The sequence below is a fragment of the Agrobacterium tumefaciens genome (assembly GCF_013318015.2).
In the GTDB taxonomy this organism is placed as follows: Bacteria; Pseudomonadota; Alphaproteobacteria; order Rhizobiales; family Rhizobiaceae; genus Agrobacterium; species Agrobacterium tumefaciens.
The window spans coordinates 1,072,099-1,089,164 of record NZ_CP115842.1; the positions used below are offsets into that span (position 1 = coordinate 1,072,099).

A 17,066-nucleotide genomic window follows, 5' to 3' on the forward strand; every position below is an offset into this window, starting at 1 on the left:
CAGATTAATGGCGATCAAAGCGAGCATCTATCATCTGACGCATTATAAATACGACAATCCGGTTCGCCTTGGACCGCAAATCATAAGATTGAAGCCCGCCTCGCACTCCAGAACCCATGTCATCAGCCATTCTCTCAAGGTTTCGCCGTCAAATCATTTCGTGAACCTTCAACAGGACCCATACGGCAATTATCTCGCCCGGTTCGTTTTTCCCGAGCCGGCGACGGAATTCAAGATCGAGGTCGATCTTGTCGCCGATATGACGGTTTACAATCCGTTCGATTTCTTCGTTGAGGAAGAGGCGACCAAGTGGCCGTTCGATTATCCGCAGGAGCTGCGGGAAGATCTGTCCATCTACATGAAACCGGAACCGACCGGCCCCCTGCTTTCCGCCTTCATGGCCACCGTGGACCACACACCCGGACAGCCGACGGTGGATATGGTCGTCGGCCTCAACGCCCGTCTGCAGCAGGAAATCGGTTACGTCATCCGCATGGAACCGGGTGTTCAGACGCCGGAAGAAACGCTGGCTTCCGGCAAGGGTTCATGCCGCGACACCAGCTGGCTGTTCGTCCAGATCTTGAGACATCTCGGCCTTGCCGCACGTTTCGTGTCGGGATACCTCATCCAGCTGACACCGGATCTCAAGGCATTGGATGGCCCGTCAGGGACAGAGGTCGATTTCACCGATCTGCATGCCTGGGCCGAGGTCTATATGCCGGGCGCCGGCTGGGTCGGTCTCGACCCCACTTCGGGGCTTTTGACCGGCGAGAGCCATATTCCGCTGGCGGCAACGCCGCATTTCCGCAATGCCGCGCCGATTTCCGGCGGTTATTTCGGCGAGGCCAATACGGAATTCGCTTTCGACATGCAGGTTCGGCGCGTTGCCGAGACCCCGCGCATCACCAAACCCTTCTCCGATGAGAGCTGGGAGAGCCTCAATGCACTCGGCGAAAAGGTCGATCAGGTTCTGAACGCCCATGACGTCAGGCTGACCATGGGCGGCGAGCCGACCTTCGTTTCCATCGACGATTTCGAATCCGAGGAATGGAACACCGGCGCGGTTGGACCGACGAAACGCGAAAAAGCGGACGTGTTGATCCGCCGCCTGCGCGAACGTTTCGCGCCCGGCGGCTTCCTGCACTACGGGCAGGGAAAATGGTATCCGGGCGAAAGCCTGCCGCGTTGGACATTTTCACTCTACTGGCGAAAGGACGGTCTGCCGATCTGGCAGAACCCTGCGCTGATTGCCGAAGAAGGCGCAAATACCGGTGTTGCGGCCGACGACGCGCAAAAGCTACTGAGCGGTATCGCCACTCATCTCGGTGTGGAGCCCGATCTGGTGCTTCCGGCCTATGAGGATCCGGCCGAATGGATCATCAAGGAAGGTAGTCTTCCCGAAAATGTCGATCCGTCCAACTCGAAACTGAAAGACCCGGAAGAACGCAATCGCCTTGCCCGCGTGTTCGAACGCGGGCTGACGACACCGACGGGTTATATTCTTCCGGTGCAGGCGTGGAACGCCAAGCCCACCACAGACAAACGCTGGGTCAGCGAGAAATGGAAAACACGGCGCGGCAAGATTTTCCTCGTTCCGGGTGATAGCCCGGTAGGTTACCGCCTGCCGCTTGGCACCCTGCCCCATGTGCCGCCATCCGCCTATCCTTATATCCATGAAGCTGACCCTTCGATCCCGCGAGGGCCGCTTCCCGAGAAATTCCAGCCCTCCGGACGCACCATGCCGGAAGCGTCTTTCCATGCGGATGAGGCATCCGGCCAGGAACGCATCGAGCAGACGCTTGGTGAAATCGGCGGCGCGGTGCGCACAGCCATGTCGGTGGAACCGCGCGATGGACGGCTCTGCGTCTTCATGCCGCCTGTCGAACGCATCGAGGATTATCTGGAACTGGTCGCAGCGGCAGAAGCGGCAGCGGCCGAGCTCGGGCTGCCCGTCCATATCGAAGGTTATGCTCCACCACATGACGAGCGTATCAATGTCATCCGTGTAGCGCCCGATCCCGGCGTCATCGAGGTCAACATCCACCCGGCCGCAAGCTGGAAGGATTGTGTCGACATCACCACGGCGGTCTATGAAGAGGCGCGACAGACGCGTCTGGGCGCTGACAAATTCATGATCGATGGTCGTCACACCGGCACCGGTGGTGGCAACCATGTGGTCGTGGGCGGGGCCAACCCGAATGACAGCCCTTTCCTGCGCCGTCCCGACCTTCTGAAAAGCCTTGTATTGCACTGGCAGCGGCACCCGTCGCTTTCCTACCTGTTCTCCGGCCTGTTCATCGGACCGACGAGTCAGGCGCCCCGCATCGACGAAGCCCGCCACGACAGTCTTTACGAACTGGAGATCGCGCTGGCGCAGGTGCCTGCCCCTGGCCAGGGTGCGCCGCCGCTGCCATGGCTGGTCGACCGCCTGTTCCGCAACCTCCTGACGGATGTGACGGGCAACACCCACCGCGCCGAAATCTGCATCGACAAGCTGTTTTCTCCCGATGGGCCGACCGGCCGCCTTGGCCTTGTGGAGTTCCGCGGCTTCGAAATGCCGCCGAATGCCCGCATGTCGCTCGCCCAGCAATTGCTGGTGCGCGCCCTCATCGCCCGTTTCTGGAAAAACCCCGCCGCCGGCAAATTCGTGCGCTGGGGCACGGCACTTGCAGACCGATTCATGCTGCCGCACTACATCTGGGCGGACTTTATGGACGTGCTCGGAGACCTGAGGGAAAATGGCTTCGACCTGAAGCCGGAATGGTTCACAGCCCAGCAGGAATTCCGTTTCCCCTTCTTCGGTGAGGTGGAATACGAAGGCGCGAAGCTGGAATTGCGCCAGGCTCTGGAGCCCTGGCATGTTATGGGTGAACAGGGTGCCATCGGCGGAACCGTGCGTTTTGTCGACAGCTCCGTCGAGCGTATGCAGGTCCGCCTCGAAACCTCCAACCCTGCGCGCTATACCGTGGCGTGCAACGGTCGCGCCGTTCCGCTAACTCCAACGGAAAACCGAAGCGTTGCGGTCGCCGGTGTTCGTTTCAAGGCGTGGCAGCCCTCTTCCGGCCTGCATCCCGTTCTGCCGGTCAATTCGCCCTTGACCTTTGACATTTATGATACATGGTCGGGACGATCGATCGGCGGATGCATCTACCATGTTGCTCATCCGGGTGGTCGCAATTACGAGACCTTTCCCGTCAACGGCAACGAGGCCGAGGCACGCCGCCTTGCCCGTTTCGAACCATGGGGACATACGGCCGGGCAATATCCGTTGATGGCGGAAACCGTGTCGCCAGAATTTCCGCTGACGCTCGATCTGCGCCGGCCATACGGAGTGTAAATTGTCCAAAGCCCCGGCCACGGAACGCAAGACGGAAACGAGCGCGCAATCGCGCGGGCTTGACTACTCCACCTTGCCCGGCGTGGCCGATGAGATGCTCGATACCAACGGCAAGGTCAGACCGGTCTGGAAAACCCTGCTCGGTGCCCTGTCGCGCATGTCGGAACGCGAACTGCATGAGCGCTTTGCCCGCACCGACCGCTATCTGCGCGATGCGGGCGTGTTTTACCGCGATTACAGCAAGGGCAGCAGCGAAAGAAACTGGCCGATCTCCCATATCCCGGTGCTGATCGACGACAAGGAATGGACGGTTCTTTCCGAAGGGCTTAAACAGCGCGCCAATCTTCTGGAAGCCATGGTCGCCGATTTTTACGGCGAAAACCGGCTGGTGAAGGAAGGTTACGTACCGCCGGCACTGATCGCCTCCAATCCGGAATATCTGCGGCCGATGGTCGGCGTAAAACCGGCAAGCGGCCATTATCTGCATTTCTGCTCGTTCGAGATTGGACGTGGACCTGATGGCAACTGGTGGGTACTTGCCGACAGGACACAGGCGCCCTCCGGCGCAGGTTTTGCGCTGGAAAACCGGGTGGCGACCACACGCGCGCTTTCCGACATCTATGCCGAAACCCATGTTCACCGTCTCGCTTCATTTTTCGGCGCTTTCCGCGACACCTTGCAGTCGCACAGAAAACATCCGGATGACCGCATCGCGGTGCTGACGCCCGGCCCCGCAAACGAGACCTATTTCGAACACGCCTATATCGCCCGCTATCTCGGCTTCATGCTGCTAGAGGGTGAGGATCTGACCGTGGTCAACGGCCGCGTGATGGTAAGGACCGTGGCCGGACTGAAACCGATCGGCGTGCTTTGGCGGCGCCTCGATGCCTCCTATTCCGATCCGCTGGAACTGAACCAGCAATCCCACATCGGTACGCCCGGCATGGTGCAGGCGCTGCGCAATGAGGCACTGACAATCGTCAACGCGCTCGGCACCGGCATTCTCGAAACACGGGCCCTGCTGTCCTTCATGCCGCGCGTCTGTCGCCACCTGCTTGGCGAAGACCTGAAACTGCCGTCCATCGCGACCTGGTGGTGCGGACAGGAATCCGAGCGCCGCCACGTTGCCGGCAATATCGAAGGCATGGTCATAGGCCCGGCCTATTCCCGGCTGCCCTTCTTCGAAGACAACGGTCAGTCCGTGCTCGGCTCGTCCTTACGCGAAACGGCGAAGGAATCGATCAGCGACTGGCTCGCTTCCGATGGCCACAGGCTTGTCGGCCAAGAGGTGGTGACGCTTTCCACCACGCCGGCCTATATCGACAACAAGCTCGTGCCGCGCCCGATGAGCCTTCGCGTTTTTGCCGCCCGCACCCAGGATGGCTGGCAGATCATGCCGGGCGGCTTTGCGCGGATCGGCAGCAGCAACGATGTATCCGCCATCGCCATGCAATCAGGCGGCAGTGCCGCGGATGTCTGGATCGTCAGCGACAAGCCGGTGGAACGCACTACGCTTTTACCGGCGGAAGAAAGCTTCACCCGCAACATGCCGGGTAGCCTGCCGAGCCGTGCGGCGGACAATCTCTTCTGGCTCGGCCGCTATATCGAACGTTCGGAAGGCGCATTGCGCATCTTGCGCGCCTGGCACGGACGTTATGCCGAATCCGCCGACCCACGTCAGCCCTTGCTTGCGCATGTGACGCGTTATCTCGAAGCGCTGGATGTGGAAATGAACGATGCCGTGCCGGAAAGCCTGCTGAACAACATCAACAGCGCGCTCTATTCCGCCAGCAACATCCGAGACCGTTTTTCGCCGGACGGATGGCTTGCGCTGAATGACCTTGCCAAGACTGCCCGTCGGTTCCACGCAAAGGTTTCGCCGGGCGACGACGCGACCCATGCCATGACGATCCTCCTTCGCAAGCTTGCAGGCTTCGCCGGTCTCGTGCACGAAAACATGTATCGTTTCACCGGCTGGCGTTTCCTGTCGATCGGCCGCTATCTCGAGCGTGGCCTGCATATGACAAGGCTTCTCGGCCATATGACCGGACCGGATGCGCCAGATGGATCCTATGACATGCTGCTCGAAATCGGTGACAGCGTCATGACCCATCGCCGCCGATACAATGTCAGCACGGCGGGTCTGACCGTCACCGATCTTCTGGCGCTCGATCCGCTCAACCCACGGTCCATCCTGTTTCAGCTGAACGAGATTCGTACTGAGGTGGAGCAGCTGCCGAACGCCTTTACGAACGGCCAGATGTCGCCCTTTTACCGCGAGGCAATGCGGCTGCATTCCGGCCTTGCCGTCATGACGCCGGAAAACATGAACGGCGCGATCTACCGCCAGCTCGAAACGGACATGGAACATCTCTCCGATGTTCTGGCCCAGACATATCTCGGATAACCCGATGCTTTATGACCTTTCCCTGCATATGGGTTACACCTACGACACGCCGGCCCATGGCGCGCGCCACATCATCCGAGTGCTGCCCCTGTCGATCCCGGGCCGTCAGCGCTTCATCGCCGGCACCATCGATGTTTCGCCGGTGCCGGAAGAACGGGCGGTCTTTGAGGATTTCTTTCATCAATCGGCCACCTCAGTGCATCTGCGCGCACCGCACGAAAAGCTGGATATCCGCATGCAGGCGCGTGTGATGGTGGAGGCACCTGCGCTGACGGCAGATTTTTCACCCGAGCTTTCACGCCTGCCGCAAGACCTTGCAGACGTCTGGTCGGTCGACTTCCAGTCACCGCATCACTTCATCGGCGCCAGCCCGAGACTAGGGACGGATACGGCGATATCGGCCTATGCGCGGGAATTGCTGAAGCCCGGAATGACCATTCGCGAAATCGCACTCTCGATGTGCAAACGCATACACAAGGACTTCACCTATGACGGTGAAGCGACGACTGTCGATACGACACCGTCGGAAGCCTTCAAGCTGAAACGCGGCGTATGCCAGGACTTTTCGCATATCATGATCATGGCGCTGCGCAGCCTCGGAATTCCCGCCGGTTACGTCAGCGGCTTCCTGCGCACCATCCCCCCGCCGGGCAAGGAACGTCTGGAAGGTGCCGATGCGATGCATGCCTGGGTTCGAGTATGGTGCGGTGAGGCCGCCGGTTATCTGGAGCTCGACCCCACCAACGATATCGTTGCCGGCAGCGACCATATCGTCGTTGGCTATGGCCGGGACTATTCCGATGTCGCGCCGGTGATCGGCGTATTGAAGAGCTACGGCAACCAGCAGATCAAACAGGCCGTCGACGTCATTCCCGTCCAGTAATGATACATTACGTGTTATTATGAGCATACTCGAATTAATACTTGAAAAACTGCACCAATTTGAACGACATATAAAATTTAACCGTCTACATTAGTGGATTCTACATCGTTTGCGGGTTTCCTGCGCTCAGTCTAATGTTCTAATTAGTGAGCCCGTTATGATCTCCTCCGCATATCAAAAAATGACGCGCCGTTTCCTTGCCGATACGGGCGGCAATTTTGGCATGATGACGGCAATATTGCTGCCGGTGCTGCTTGGTTTTGCCGGCGCCGGCATGGAGCTGGCGAATGTGATGCAGGTGAAAGCGGACCTGCAGAACACGGCGGATTCGGCGGCTCTCGCGGCCGCGACCGAGGCCCGCTTGAAAGAAGGCGCTCTGACGGACGAACAAATCAAGGAAATCGCCAAGGCCTTCATCGCCAGCCAGATGGAAAAGACCCTGACCGAGGAGGAGAAGAAGGCGCTCGAGAAAAACTCTCCAGTCAATATTGGCACAACGGACGATGCGCGCGGCAAGACCTACACCATCCAGACCACGATAAACTACCAGATGCAGCTTAATCCGCTCTTGGGGTTCTTCGGGGCGAAAACACTCGATCTTGCCGCGACAGGCACCGCGGTAAGCACTGTCAACAAGGGCGCGCCGATCTCCATGTATCTGGTGCTCGACCGCTCGGGTTCGATGTCCTTCAAGACCGATACGCTCAACACCAAGAAAACGTCGTGCCAGAACTACACGGTCGATAACTGGGGGAGTTATCCCAATCTCAAAAATACATCGCCCTGCTACGTCAACAAGGCTACTTCGCTAAAAACCGCGGTCGGCTATCTCGTCGCGACGTTGAACAAGGCCGATCCCACTTATACCGCCAACGGCGGTTCCGAACTGGTTCGAACAGGAGCCTCGGTCTATACGCATGAGACCTACGCGGCCCAGCCTATCACTTGGGGTACTAGCAGCGTTGCCACCTATGTCGACAAACAGATCCCGGAGTTTCCGTCTGGCGGTACGGATGCCCGCAGCAGTCTGAATGCCGCATACAACGCCCTTAAAAAAGCGAATACCGTTGAAGCGAAAGAACACAAGGACAAGAAAAGCGAATCCTTCGAGCGATACATCGTTCTCATGACGGATGGCGAAATGACGGGAAACAGCTCCTCCTGGAGTTCCAGCATCGACCAGACCGTGCGCAATACCTGCGATACGGCCAAGAAAGACGGTATCAAGATTTTCAGCGTCGCGTTCATGGCGCCGGACAAGGGCAAGTCGCTGCTGCAACATTGTGCGTCCAGTCTCGACAATTATTACGCGCCTGAAAACATGGAGCAGATCGTTACCGCCTTCGGCGAAATTGCCCGCAAGGCTGCCGGCAGTTTGGCAACGCTGACCAATTAACGGAAAATCGAGCCAGCATCCCCCGGAAACGACCCCGCTTCCGGGGAGCGATGTTCCCGGGGCGACCTTGCCGGGTTGCATGGCTGGCACAGCGTGCGCGGCAGGTGACAGCGCCGGCGACACATGGCATAGGAGAGCCGCTCCCATTCACAGGCCCCTGTCATGATCCGCATCGAAAATATCAGCAAGTCGAACAGTCACCGCATTCTCTACATCGAGGCCTCCGCTGCGCTCAATCGCGGCGAGAAGATCGGCCTTGTCGGCCCCAACGGTTCTGGCAAGACCACGCTGTTCCGAATGATGACCGGCGAGGAACAGCCCGACGAGGGACAGGTCGTCGTCGAAAAGGGCATGACGGTCGGTTATTTCAACCAGGACGTCGGCGAAATGTCTGGCCGTTCCGCCGTGGCCGAAGTCATGGAAGGCGCCGGCCCGGTCAGCGAAGTCGCAGCCGAACTCCGGCAGCTGGAAGCCGCCATGTCCGATCCCGACCGGATGGACGAAATGGATGCCATCATCGAGCGTTACGGCGAAGTGCAGGCGCGGTATGAAGAACTGGACGGCTACGCGCTGGAGGGCCGCGCGCGCGAGGTTCTGGACGGGTTGAGCTTCAGTCAGGAAATGATGGATGGCGATGTCGCCAAACTTTCCGGCGGCTGGAAGATGCGCGTAGCGCTCGCCCGCATCCTTCGGATGCGCCCGGACGTGATGCTGCTCGACGAACCATCGAACCATCTCGATCTCGAAAGCCTGATCTGGCTCGAAGATTTTCTGAAGAACTACGACGGCGCGCTTTTGATGACCTCGCACGACCGCGAATTCATGAACCGCATCGTTACCAAGATCATCGAAATTGACGCTGGCAACCTCACCACCTATTCCGGCGACTACGGCTTTTACGAACAGCAGCGTGCGCAGAACGAAAAGCAGCAGCAGGCGCAGTTCGAACGCCAGCAGGCGATGCTCGCCAAGGAAATCAAGTTCATCGAGCGCTTCAAGGCGCGTGCCTCGCATGCCTCACAGGTGCAGAGCCGCGTCAAGAAACTCGAAAAGATCGACCGCGTCGAGCCGCCCAAGCGGCGCCAGACGGTCGCTTTCGAATTTGCGCCGGCGCCGAGATCTGGCGAAGATGTCGTAGCGCTGAAGAAAGTCAGCAAGGCCTATGGCAGTCGCACGATCTATGGCGAACTGGACTTCATGGTGCGGCGCAAGGAGCGCTGGTGCATCATGGGCGTCAATGGTGCCGGAAAATCCACCTTGCTGAAACTCGTGACTGGCACGACCACGCCGGATTCCGGCAATGTCACTCTCGGCGCCAGCGTCAAGCTTGGTTATTTCGCCCAGCACGCCATGGATGTTCTGGACGGCGACAGCACCATTCTGGAATGGCTGGAGGAACGTTTCCCGAAAGCCGGGCAGGCACCGCTGCGCGCCCTTGCCGGCTGCTTCGGTTTTTCCGGTGACGATGTGGAGAAGCGCTGCCGCGTTTTGTCCGGCGGTGAGAAGGCCCGTCTGGTCATGGCTGCCATGCTGTTCGACCCGCCGAATTTCCTCGTGCTGGACGAGCCGACGAACCATCTCGACCTCGACACCAAGGAAATGCTGATCAAGGCCCTGTCGGAATATGAAGGCACGATGCTTTTCGTTTCGCATGACCGCCATTTCCTGGCCGCCCTTTCCAACCGGGTGCTGGAACTGACGCCTGACGGTATCCACCAATTTGGCGGCGGATATACGGAATATGTAGAAAGCACCGGACAGGAAGCGCCGGGCCTGCGCAGCTGAGGCAGCTTGACGGACGTATGAGACGCAGAATTCCCGGGACAGGTTTCATCTTTTAACGTTTGCAGAGCGGATCGGTGGACTAACAAATGCAACTTAAAGACTGCTACAATTTCCACGATTTTCGCCGAATGGCAAAACAGCGTCTTCCCGGACCGATCTTCAACTACATCGACGGTGCTGCCGACGATGAGGTGACGTACCGGAGAAACACGGCCGCCTTCGAGAATTGCGATCTCGTTCCCGACGTGCTGCGGGGTGTGGCCGATGTGGACATGTCTGTCACCGTCATGGGGCAGAAGCTGGCGATGCCGGTCTATTGTTCCCCGACGGCGCTTCAGCGTCTCTTCCACCATCAGGGGGAGCGGGCGGTTGCGGCCGCAGCCGGAAAATTCGGCACGATGTTCGGCGTTTCTTCACTCGGCACCACCAGCCTCGAGGAAGCGCGCCGGATCAGCGGCGGCCCACAGGTCTATCAGTTTTATTTCCACAAGGACCGTGGTCTCAACCGCGATATGATGGCGCGCGCCAAGACTGCGGGTGTGCAGACGATGATGCTGACGGTGGACAGCATCACGGGTGGGAACCGTGAGCGCGACAAGCGCACCGGTTTTGCCATTCCGTTCAAGCTCAATCTTTCTGGCATTGCGCAATTCGCCATCAAGCCGGCCTGGGGGATCAATTATCTGACGCATGAGCGCTTCAGCCTGCCCCAGCTCGACGGCCACATCAAAATGGACGGCGGCGCGCTCTCCATCAGTCGCTATTTCACCGAAATGCTCGACCCATCCATGACGTGGGACGACGTCGCACAGATGGTGCGTGAATGGGGCGGCCCTTTTTGTCTGAAGGGTGTCATGTCCGTGGAGGACGCCAGACGCGCCGTCGATATCGGTTGCAGCGGCATCGTGCTTTCCAATCACGGCGGTCGCCAGCTCGATGGCTCGCGTAGCGCCTTCGACCAACTGGCCGAGATTGTCGACGCAGTCGGTGACCGTATCGATGTCATGATGGATGGCGGTGTTCAGCGCGGAACGCACGTCCTCAAAGCCCTGTCTCTGGGGGCGAAGGCCGTGGGGCTTGGCCGCTATTACCTTTTCCCGCTTGCCGCCGCCGGACAGCCGGGTGTCGAGCGGGCGCTTGAGCTGATGCGCATCGAAATCGAGCGCGGCATGAAGCTGATGGGCTGCACCACCGTCGACCAACTGACACGCCGGAACCTGCGGTTTCGTGACTAGAGCGGTGTCAGCGCGAGAAAATCGAGGCCTGTCGAGCTTATCGACAATATAGTCGGATAATCACCCGTACCGAATGACCCCTTTGAAACCACCATAGCGGTTTCGAGAGGTTTTCACGCTATCGGCGCTGCGCAGTGGTGACCTTGGCAAGACCGATCGAATATGATTATGGTTGCATGATGCAACCATAATGGATTTTGGCATGTCCGAAAGACCCTTTCCCATAAACGATATCCGCTCCACCTCGCGTCGGCTCGTGCGCGAACTCGGCTTCATGGGTGGAGACTTTGCCGGCACCGATCTGCCGCCCTCCGCCGTGCACGCCCTGATCGAGATCGAGGCATGCCCACGCATTACCGCACGCGATCTGGGAAAGATGCTTCGGCTTGAAAAGTCGAGCATCAGCCGCATGCTTCGCAAACTGGTTCTTTCGGGCGATGTTCTGGAAGAAACGGACGAAGAGGATAGTCGTATCAAGCGGTTGCGCCTCGCCGGGCGAGGACAGAAGCGGGTCGAAGCCATCCACACCTTTGCCAACCGACAGGTATCAAACGCACTGTCGCGGCTCGCGCCTGCGGATGGCCAAAAAATCCTTGACGGGCTTCGCCTTTATGCCGACGCGCTGGGAGACCGGGCCTACGCCGCGGCTCCCCCGATCGAAATCGTCAGGGGCTACAGGCCCGGCCTTATTGCCCGTATCACGCAAATGCATGCGCTTTATTATGCCCGGACATCAGGCTTCGGCCAGCGCTTCGAATCCGTTGTTGCCGAAGGTCTCGCCTCCTTTTGCAACCGGCTCGAAAGCCCGCAAAATGCGATCTGGGTCGCAATGCGTGGAGACGATGTCATCGGCTCCGTTGCAATCGACGGTGAAGATCTGGGACCGGGAACCGCGCATCTACGCTGGTTCATCGTCGATGATGGCGTGCGTGGCGGCGGCGTCGGGCGAAGGCTGTTGGCAACCGCCCTTGCGTTCACGGACGAAAAAGTATTCGCCGAAACCCATCTGTGGACTTTCAACGGACTTTTGGCGGCACGGCATCTTTACGAGGCCCAGGGTTTTACCTGTGTAGAGGAACGTCCCGGCAGCCAGTGGGGAAGCGAGGTTCTGGAACAGCGCTTCGTCAGGCCGCTTCCTATGGTTGGCGACGCTGAACGTGAAGCGAACTAAACCCCGTGGCGGCCGATCAAGCCGCCTTGAGAGCCCCCCGATGAGCAAGTGCGCCTGAACCCAGCTCGAACTGGCCGAGCAACCGGTTCAGCGCATCGACCTCGCCTGCAAGATTGTGGCTTGCGGCGGTCATTTCTTCCACCATCGCGGCATTTTTCTGCGTGTCCTGATCCATCTGATTCACGGCTGTATTGATCTGCTGAAGGCCGGACGACTGCTCTTGCGCGGATTCGACGATCGCGGCGACGTGCTGGTTGATCTCCTGCACTTCGGCGACAATCGCGTCGAGTGCCTTGCCGGTGTCGCCGACAAGATGCACGCCCTCTTCGACCTGCTGGTTCGATTTTGTGATCAGCGACTTTATTTCCTTCGCCGCGCCGGCAGAACGCTGTGCAAGTTCGCGCACCTCCTGCGCCACCACGGCAAAACCCTTGCCCGCCTCGCCGGCTCGCGCCGCTTCCACGCCGGCATTGAGCGCAAGCAAGTTGGTCTGGAAGGCAATCTCGTCGATCACACCGATGATACTGGAAATCTCGTTCGAGGATTTTTCGATCCGCTCCATCGCGATTACGGCCTGACGCACGACTTCGCCCGATCGTTCCGCACCGATGCGCGTGCGGGAAACCAGACGGCCCGCCTCGTGCGCACGGTTCGCGGCGTCTTTCACGGTTATTGTAATCTCTTCAAGAGCTGCGGCGGTTTCCTCCACGGCAGCAGCCTGCTGCTCCGTCCGCCTTGCCAGATCATCGGAGGCTGCCTTGATTTCATTAGCGCCGGCATCAATACCGGCGGCATTATCCGATACCCGCAGAAGCGCGTTCTGCAACTTCCCGGCAGAACCGTTAAAATCGTTGCGCACGGCATCGAACCGCTCGACAAAGGGATCGTTGATACGACAGGACACGTCGCCATCTGCGAGCCTGGCCAACGCCTGAGCCAGACTGTCAACCGCGAAACGGATGCCGCTCGCCTCATCGGCCGCCTTGTGTTCGCGGGCCACCCGCTCCTGTTCGCCAAGAGTTCGGTTGGCTTCCGCTTCCTGCTCCAGCAAGGCTTTTTCACGATTGTTTTCGCGCAAAACGTCAAGCGAGCGGGCAAGATCGCCGATCTCGTCCCTGGTCTCGATATCCTTCAATGTCAGCTGGAGATTTCCCCGAGCGATCTGGGCGGTCTCATCGATGACATTCGTGATGCGGTTGATGAACCGCCGTGCAATAAACCAGCCGGCCATCGCCAGCAGCACCGCCGCCGTTACGATCGTCAGGACGGCGTCACGCATCATTGCATGCAGCTGCGCAAAGACCGTGTCTTCCGGAACCGAGACGATTGCGTACCATTTCATGTCGCCGGTGAGCATGACCGGCAAGGCGACGGCAAGGGAAACCGTGCCGTCCTGTGCCGTCATTTCCAGCTCTTTTCCGGGATTGGCGATCAGTTTATCCCAGCCTGCAGTTTGTGCGCCGCCATCTGCGAGGTTCTTACCCATTATCGTCGCATCGGGATGGCTGATGATCTTGCCGCCGCCACTCACAAGGCTCATGAAGCCCGTTCCCATCGGCCGGACGGCTGACAACGCCTTGTTCGTTTCCTCCAGCGACAGATCGAGGCCAGCGACGCCCAGAGTTTTACCGTCGACGATGACAGGTTTGGCGACCGAGGTAATCAGAACCTCCTTGCCATCGATTGCGTAAGAATAGGGTTCGATGACGACTGTTTTCTTCAATGTGAAGGGCAACTGATAATAATCGCCTGGACCCGCGGTGGTATAATCCGTCAATGCGGTGTTGCTTATTTTGCCTCCGCTCCGCACCCAATAGGGTACATAACGACCAGTCGCATCATATCCCTCCTTGTTGACGAAGTCCGCATCCTTGCCATCGAAGGCATTGGGCTCCCATCCGGTCCAGAGACCAAGCAAATCGGGATTGTTCGCCAGCATGTGCCGGATAAGCTGATCGGCCTTGCTCCGATCGGCATCGCCCGACTGCTTCATCGATTCCAGAACCGAGCCGAGGCTATTGACGATGTGAATCATGCCGCCGATATTTTTCTCGGTCGTCAGGGCTTCGGCTTGCGCGATCTGCTGCATACGCTCCATACTGTTGGCCCTCGTATCCTCAAAGGACCGATAAAACAGCACGGCCGAAGCCGCGATCGTTGCAACGACGCCGCACGCGGCGACTGCGAAGATATTACGGCCCGTTGTCGATTTAAACAGCATGTCTCATCCTCACAAAAAATCCCGGCCGCGACGGCTGAGGTCACTGCGCGCAAGCCCAAAATGTCAACAACCAGACCGGAGGATAATATTAGAAAACTATGCTTAAAAATTACTTTAATTCATATTTTTAGCGCAATTAAGAAAACAGAAATAAATTATAAAACCGTAATATTGCAGTACATACAAAATATTACGCGATATCCGAACCTTCCGAAACGCCAGCATATATTGCAAGCTACGAGCAAGCTCAGCGGCACGCATCATTGCGTGCCGCTGATCAGGAAAACCGGGAGCCTTTAGTCCTGCAAACGCAGATCACTCCAGAAGCCGCGCAACTGGTCGGTCAATTGTGTGTAGAGGCCGTAGCGCCGCCGATAATGCGGGAGTTGCCCCGCATCCGGCCGGTAGGCACTGGCCACGCGGGTCATCGCTGCGACCGCCGCTTCATAGCCGGTATAGAGACCGACCGCCACGGCCGCGCCGATGGCCGCACCAAGCGCGCCGGTCTCGCGGGCCTCCGCGACACGCAGCGGGATTTCAAGAACGTCCGCCATGATCTGCGGCCAATGCTGGCTGCGGGAACCGCCGCCGGACATGACGGCACTGTCGATCGGCAGCCCCGCTTCCCTGAGAACGCCGATATGGCGGCGGTGTTCGAAACACACACCCTCGAACAGGGCTCTCAGCATGTGGCCTTCGCCATGCCATCCCGCCAGACCATAAAACCCGCCCCGAAGTTCCGCGCCCAGTCGCGAGCCGAAGATGAACGGGTGGAAGAACGGATCGTCGGCGCGTTGCGAAACGGAACCGACCAGATCGTTGCAGCGCTCGAAGGCATGGTCACCATGGTCACCGCGAACACGGTGCACGTACCATTCAAGATTGGCCGCAGAGGTGGCGCTGGACTCGATATTGACATAGCGGCCACGTCCAAAGGTCGTGACCATGAAGACATCGGGGCTGATGACCGGTTTATCCGCGAAAACCTGATTAATGCTCCAGGTGCCGGCGATGATAGAAGCCTCCCCGGCGTTGATGACGCCCGACCCCATGGCGCTGGAGACGACATCGAAAAAACCGCCGATAACGGGTGTGCCCTCGGAAAGCCCCGTCAGAGCCGAAGCCTCAGCTGTCACATGGCCGACGATATCCGCCGATTCTACGAGGCGCGGAAAAAAGGCGACGGCATCCTCAAGCCCGTAGAGCGACAGGAGTTCCCGGTCGAGCTTCGCTTCGGGGAAGGCAAGCAACCCCGCACCACTGAGATCGGAAATATCATTGGCAAGACAACCGGTCAGGCGGAAGTTCAGGAAATCCTTGCAGAACAGCACCGTTCCGATCTGGGCATATGTATCGGGCGCATGCCTTTTCACCCAGGCCAGCAGGCTGGGCGTTTGCGCGGGCCAAGGCCGTTGCAGACAACGGTTCTGTAGTTGCGCGCCGCTTTTCCGGTCAAGCTCTACCGCCACATCGGCGGCTCGGCTGTCAAGCGACTGGATACCGATCAGGGGCTGCTGATCCTTGTCCAGCAGGTAGAGACCGTTGCCGTGGCCGGCGCAACCGACGGCAAGGATGCTCCGGGGATCGACGGACGATTTTGCCAGAAGCTGGCGGATCGCCTCGCATCCGTTGCGCCACAACTCCTCCAGATCGCGCTCGACGTAACCGGGCTGCGGAAATGTCGAATGGCCGTCGATGGCGTGTTGCGCGACCTGCCGGCCGGCCGTGTCGAACAGCACCGCCTTGATAACCGTGTTGCCGACATCCAGACCCAATATATGATTTTTATCAGCCACGATTATAGATGTCCCATGCTTCTTCGCTGCCCGCACCCTGATGGATGATAGCCATCAAGGCCGCAACGACGGCCTTGGGGTTGTCATGCTGGTAGATATTGCGTCCATAGACCATCCCGTTCGCACCTTCGGCCACCAGTGCCGCTGATTTCGCCAGCACGTTGCGCAAGTCCTCACGCCCCCCGCCCCGCACCAGAACCGGGCACCGCGCTGCCTCGATGACCTTGTGAAAATCCAGCGGATTGCTGGTGGGATCGGCCTTGATGATATCGGCTCCCATTTCCGAGGCAAGACGCACCAGGGTGACGATCTTTTCAGCATCGCCATCCACCTGGTAACCGCCGCGCACATCATTGGGCAACATCACCAGCGGTTCGATCATCAGCGGCATGCCGTAACGATGGCAATCGGCGCGCACGCGGCTGATATTCTCGACGCATTGGCGAAACAGTTCCGGCTCGTCCGGCAACATGAACAGGTTCACGACGACGCAGGCGGCGTCCATCTCCAGCGCGCCGATGATCGGATCGTGATAGTTCTGGAGCTGCGACCACATGGTTCTGTGGCGCGTTGAATTATAGGGGTTGCCCATGTCGATGCGCATGACGAGCGCCGGCTTGTCGCGCTGCGGCCTTTGCTGCAGCAGGTCCGCTTGTCCGTAGGTCATCTGGATGGCATCGGGAGCTGCTTCCACCAGCCTGTCGACAGTTTGAGCCATATCCTCCAGCCCGACGAGGAAGCTCGGCTCGTTGCAAACGCCGTGGTCAATGGCAACGTCCAAGCATCCACCATTGCGGAACAGCCGGTTCATGCGCGCCTTTTTCGAAATCCGCAT

Annotated in this window: 10 protein-coding genes; 7 read left to right on the top strand and 3 right to left on the bottom strand. The window is 59.0% G+C overall.

The window, feature by feature from the left end:
• Positions 1-7: 7 nt before the first annotated feature.
• From G6L97_RS18410 to G6L97_RS18440, 7 genes are all read left to right on the top strand, one after another.
• The gene (locus G6L97_RS18410) at positions 8-3,337 is read left to right on the top strand and encodes a transglutaminase family protein (RefSeq protein WP_003511533.1); all 3,330 of its coding nucleotides are present in this window, start codon (positions 8-10) and stop codon (positions 3,335-3,337) included.
• Between the two features lies 1 nt (position 3,338).
• The gene (locus G6L97_RS18415) at positions 3,339-5,744 is read left to right on the top strand and encodes a circularly permuted type 2 ATP-grasp protein (RefSeq protein WP_003511535.1); all 2,406 of its coding nucleotides are present in this window, start codon (positions 3,339-3,341) and stop codon (positions 5,742-5,744) included.
• A gap of 4 nt (positions 5,745-5,748) precedes the next feature.
• Positions 5,749-6,627 carry a transglutaminase family protein gene (locus G6L97_RS18420; RefSeq protein ID WP_003511536.1) on the top strand — a complete coding sequence of 293 codons (879 nt, stop codon included), beginning with the start codon at positions 5,749-5,751 and terminating at the stop codon, positions 6,625-6,627.
• Positions 6,628-6,784: 157 nt separating this feature from the next.
• Positions 6,785-8,023, top strand: a complete 1,239-nt coding sequence (locus G6L97_RS18425) for a vWA domain-containing protein (RefSeq protein WP_013761916.1) — start codon at positions 6,785-6,787, stop codon at positions 8,021-8,023.
• A 162-nt stretch (positions 8,024-8,185) separates the two neighbouring features.
• Entirely contained in the window at positions 8,186-9,808 is a 1,623-nt protein-coding gene (locus G6L97_RS18430) for an ABC-F family ATP-binding cassette domain-containing protein (RefSeq protein WP_174003506.1), read from the top strand.
• Positions 9,809-9,894: 86 nt separating this feature from the next.
• Positions 9,895-11,043, top strand: a complete 1,149-nt coding sequence (locus tag G6L97_RS18435) for an alpha-hydroxy acid oxidase (RefSeq protein WP_035199743.1) — start codon at positions 9,895-9,897, stop codon at positions 11,041-11,043.
• A 202-nt stretch (positions 11,044-11,245) separates the two neighbouring features.
• The gene (locus tag G6L97_RS18440; RefSeq protein WP_173997542.1) at positions 11,246-12,214 is read left to right on the top strand and encodes a MarR family winged helix-turn-helix transcriptional regulator; all 969 of its coding nucleotides are present in this window, start codon (positions 11,246-11,248) and stop codon (positions 12,212-12,214) included.
• A gap of 16 nt (positions 12,215-12,230) precedes the next feature.
• Here G6L97_RS18440 and G6L97_RS18445 read toward each other — a convergent pair whose 3' ends face one another.
• From G6L97_RS18445 to G6L97_RS18455, 3 genes are all read right to left on the bottom strand, one after another.
• The gene (locus tag G6L97_RS18445; protein ID WP_076845417.1) at positions 12,231-14,435 is read right to left on the bottom strand and encodes a methyl-accepting chemotaxis protein; all 2,205 of its coding nucleotides are present in this window, start codon (positions 14,433-14,435) and stop codon (positions 12,231-12,233) included.
• A 296-nt stretch (positions 14,436-14,731) separates the two neighbouring features.
• Complete coding sequence (locus G6L97_RS18450; protein ID WP_162691713.1) at positions 14,732-16,231, bottom strand: FGGY-family carbohydrate kinase; 1,500 nt, start codon at positions 16,229-16,231, stop codon at positions 14,732-14,734.
• Positions 16,224-17,066, bottom strand: coding sequence for a class I fructose-bisphosphate aldolase (locus G6L97_RS18455; protein ID WP_003511545.1), 843 nt, complete (start codon positions 17,064-17,066; stop codon positions 16,224-16,226). The genes G6L97_RS18450 and G6L97_RS18455 overlap by 8 nt, the downstream gene beginning before the upstream one ends.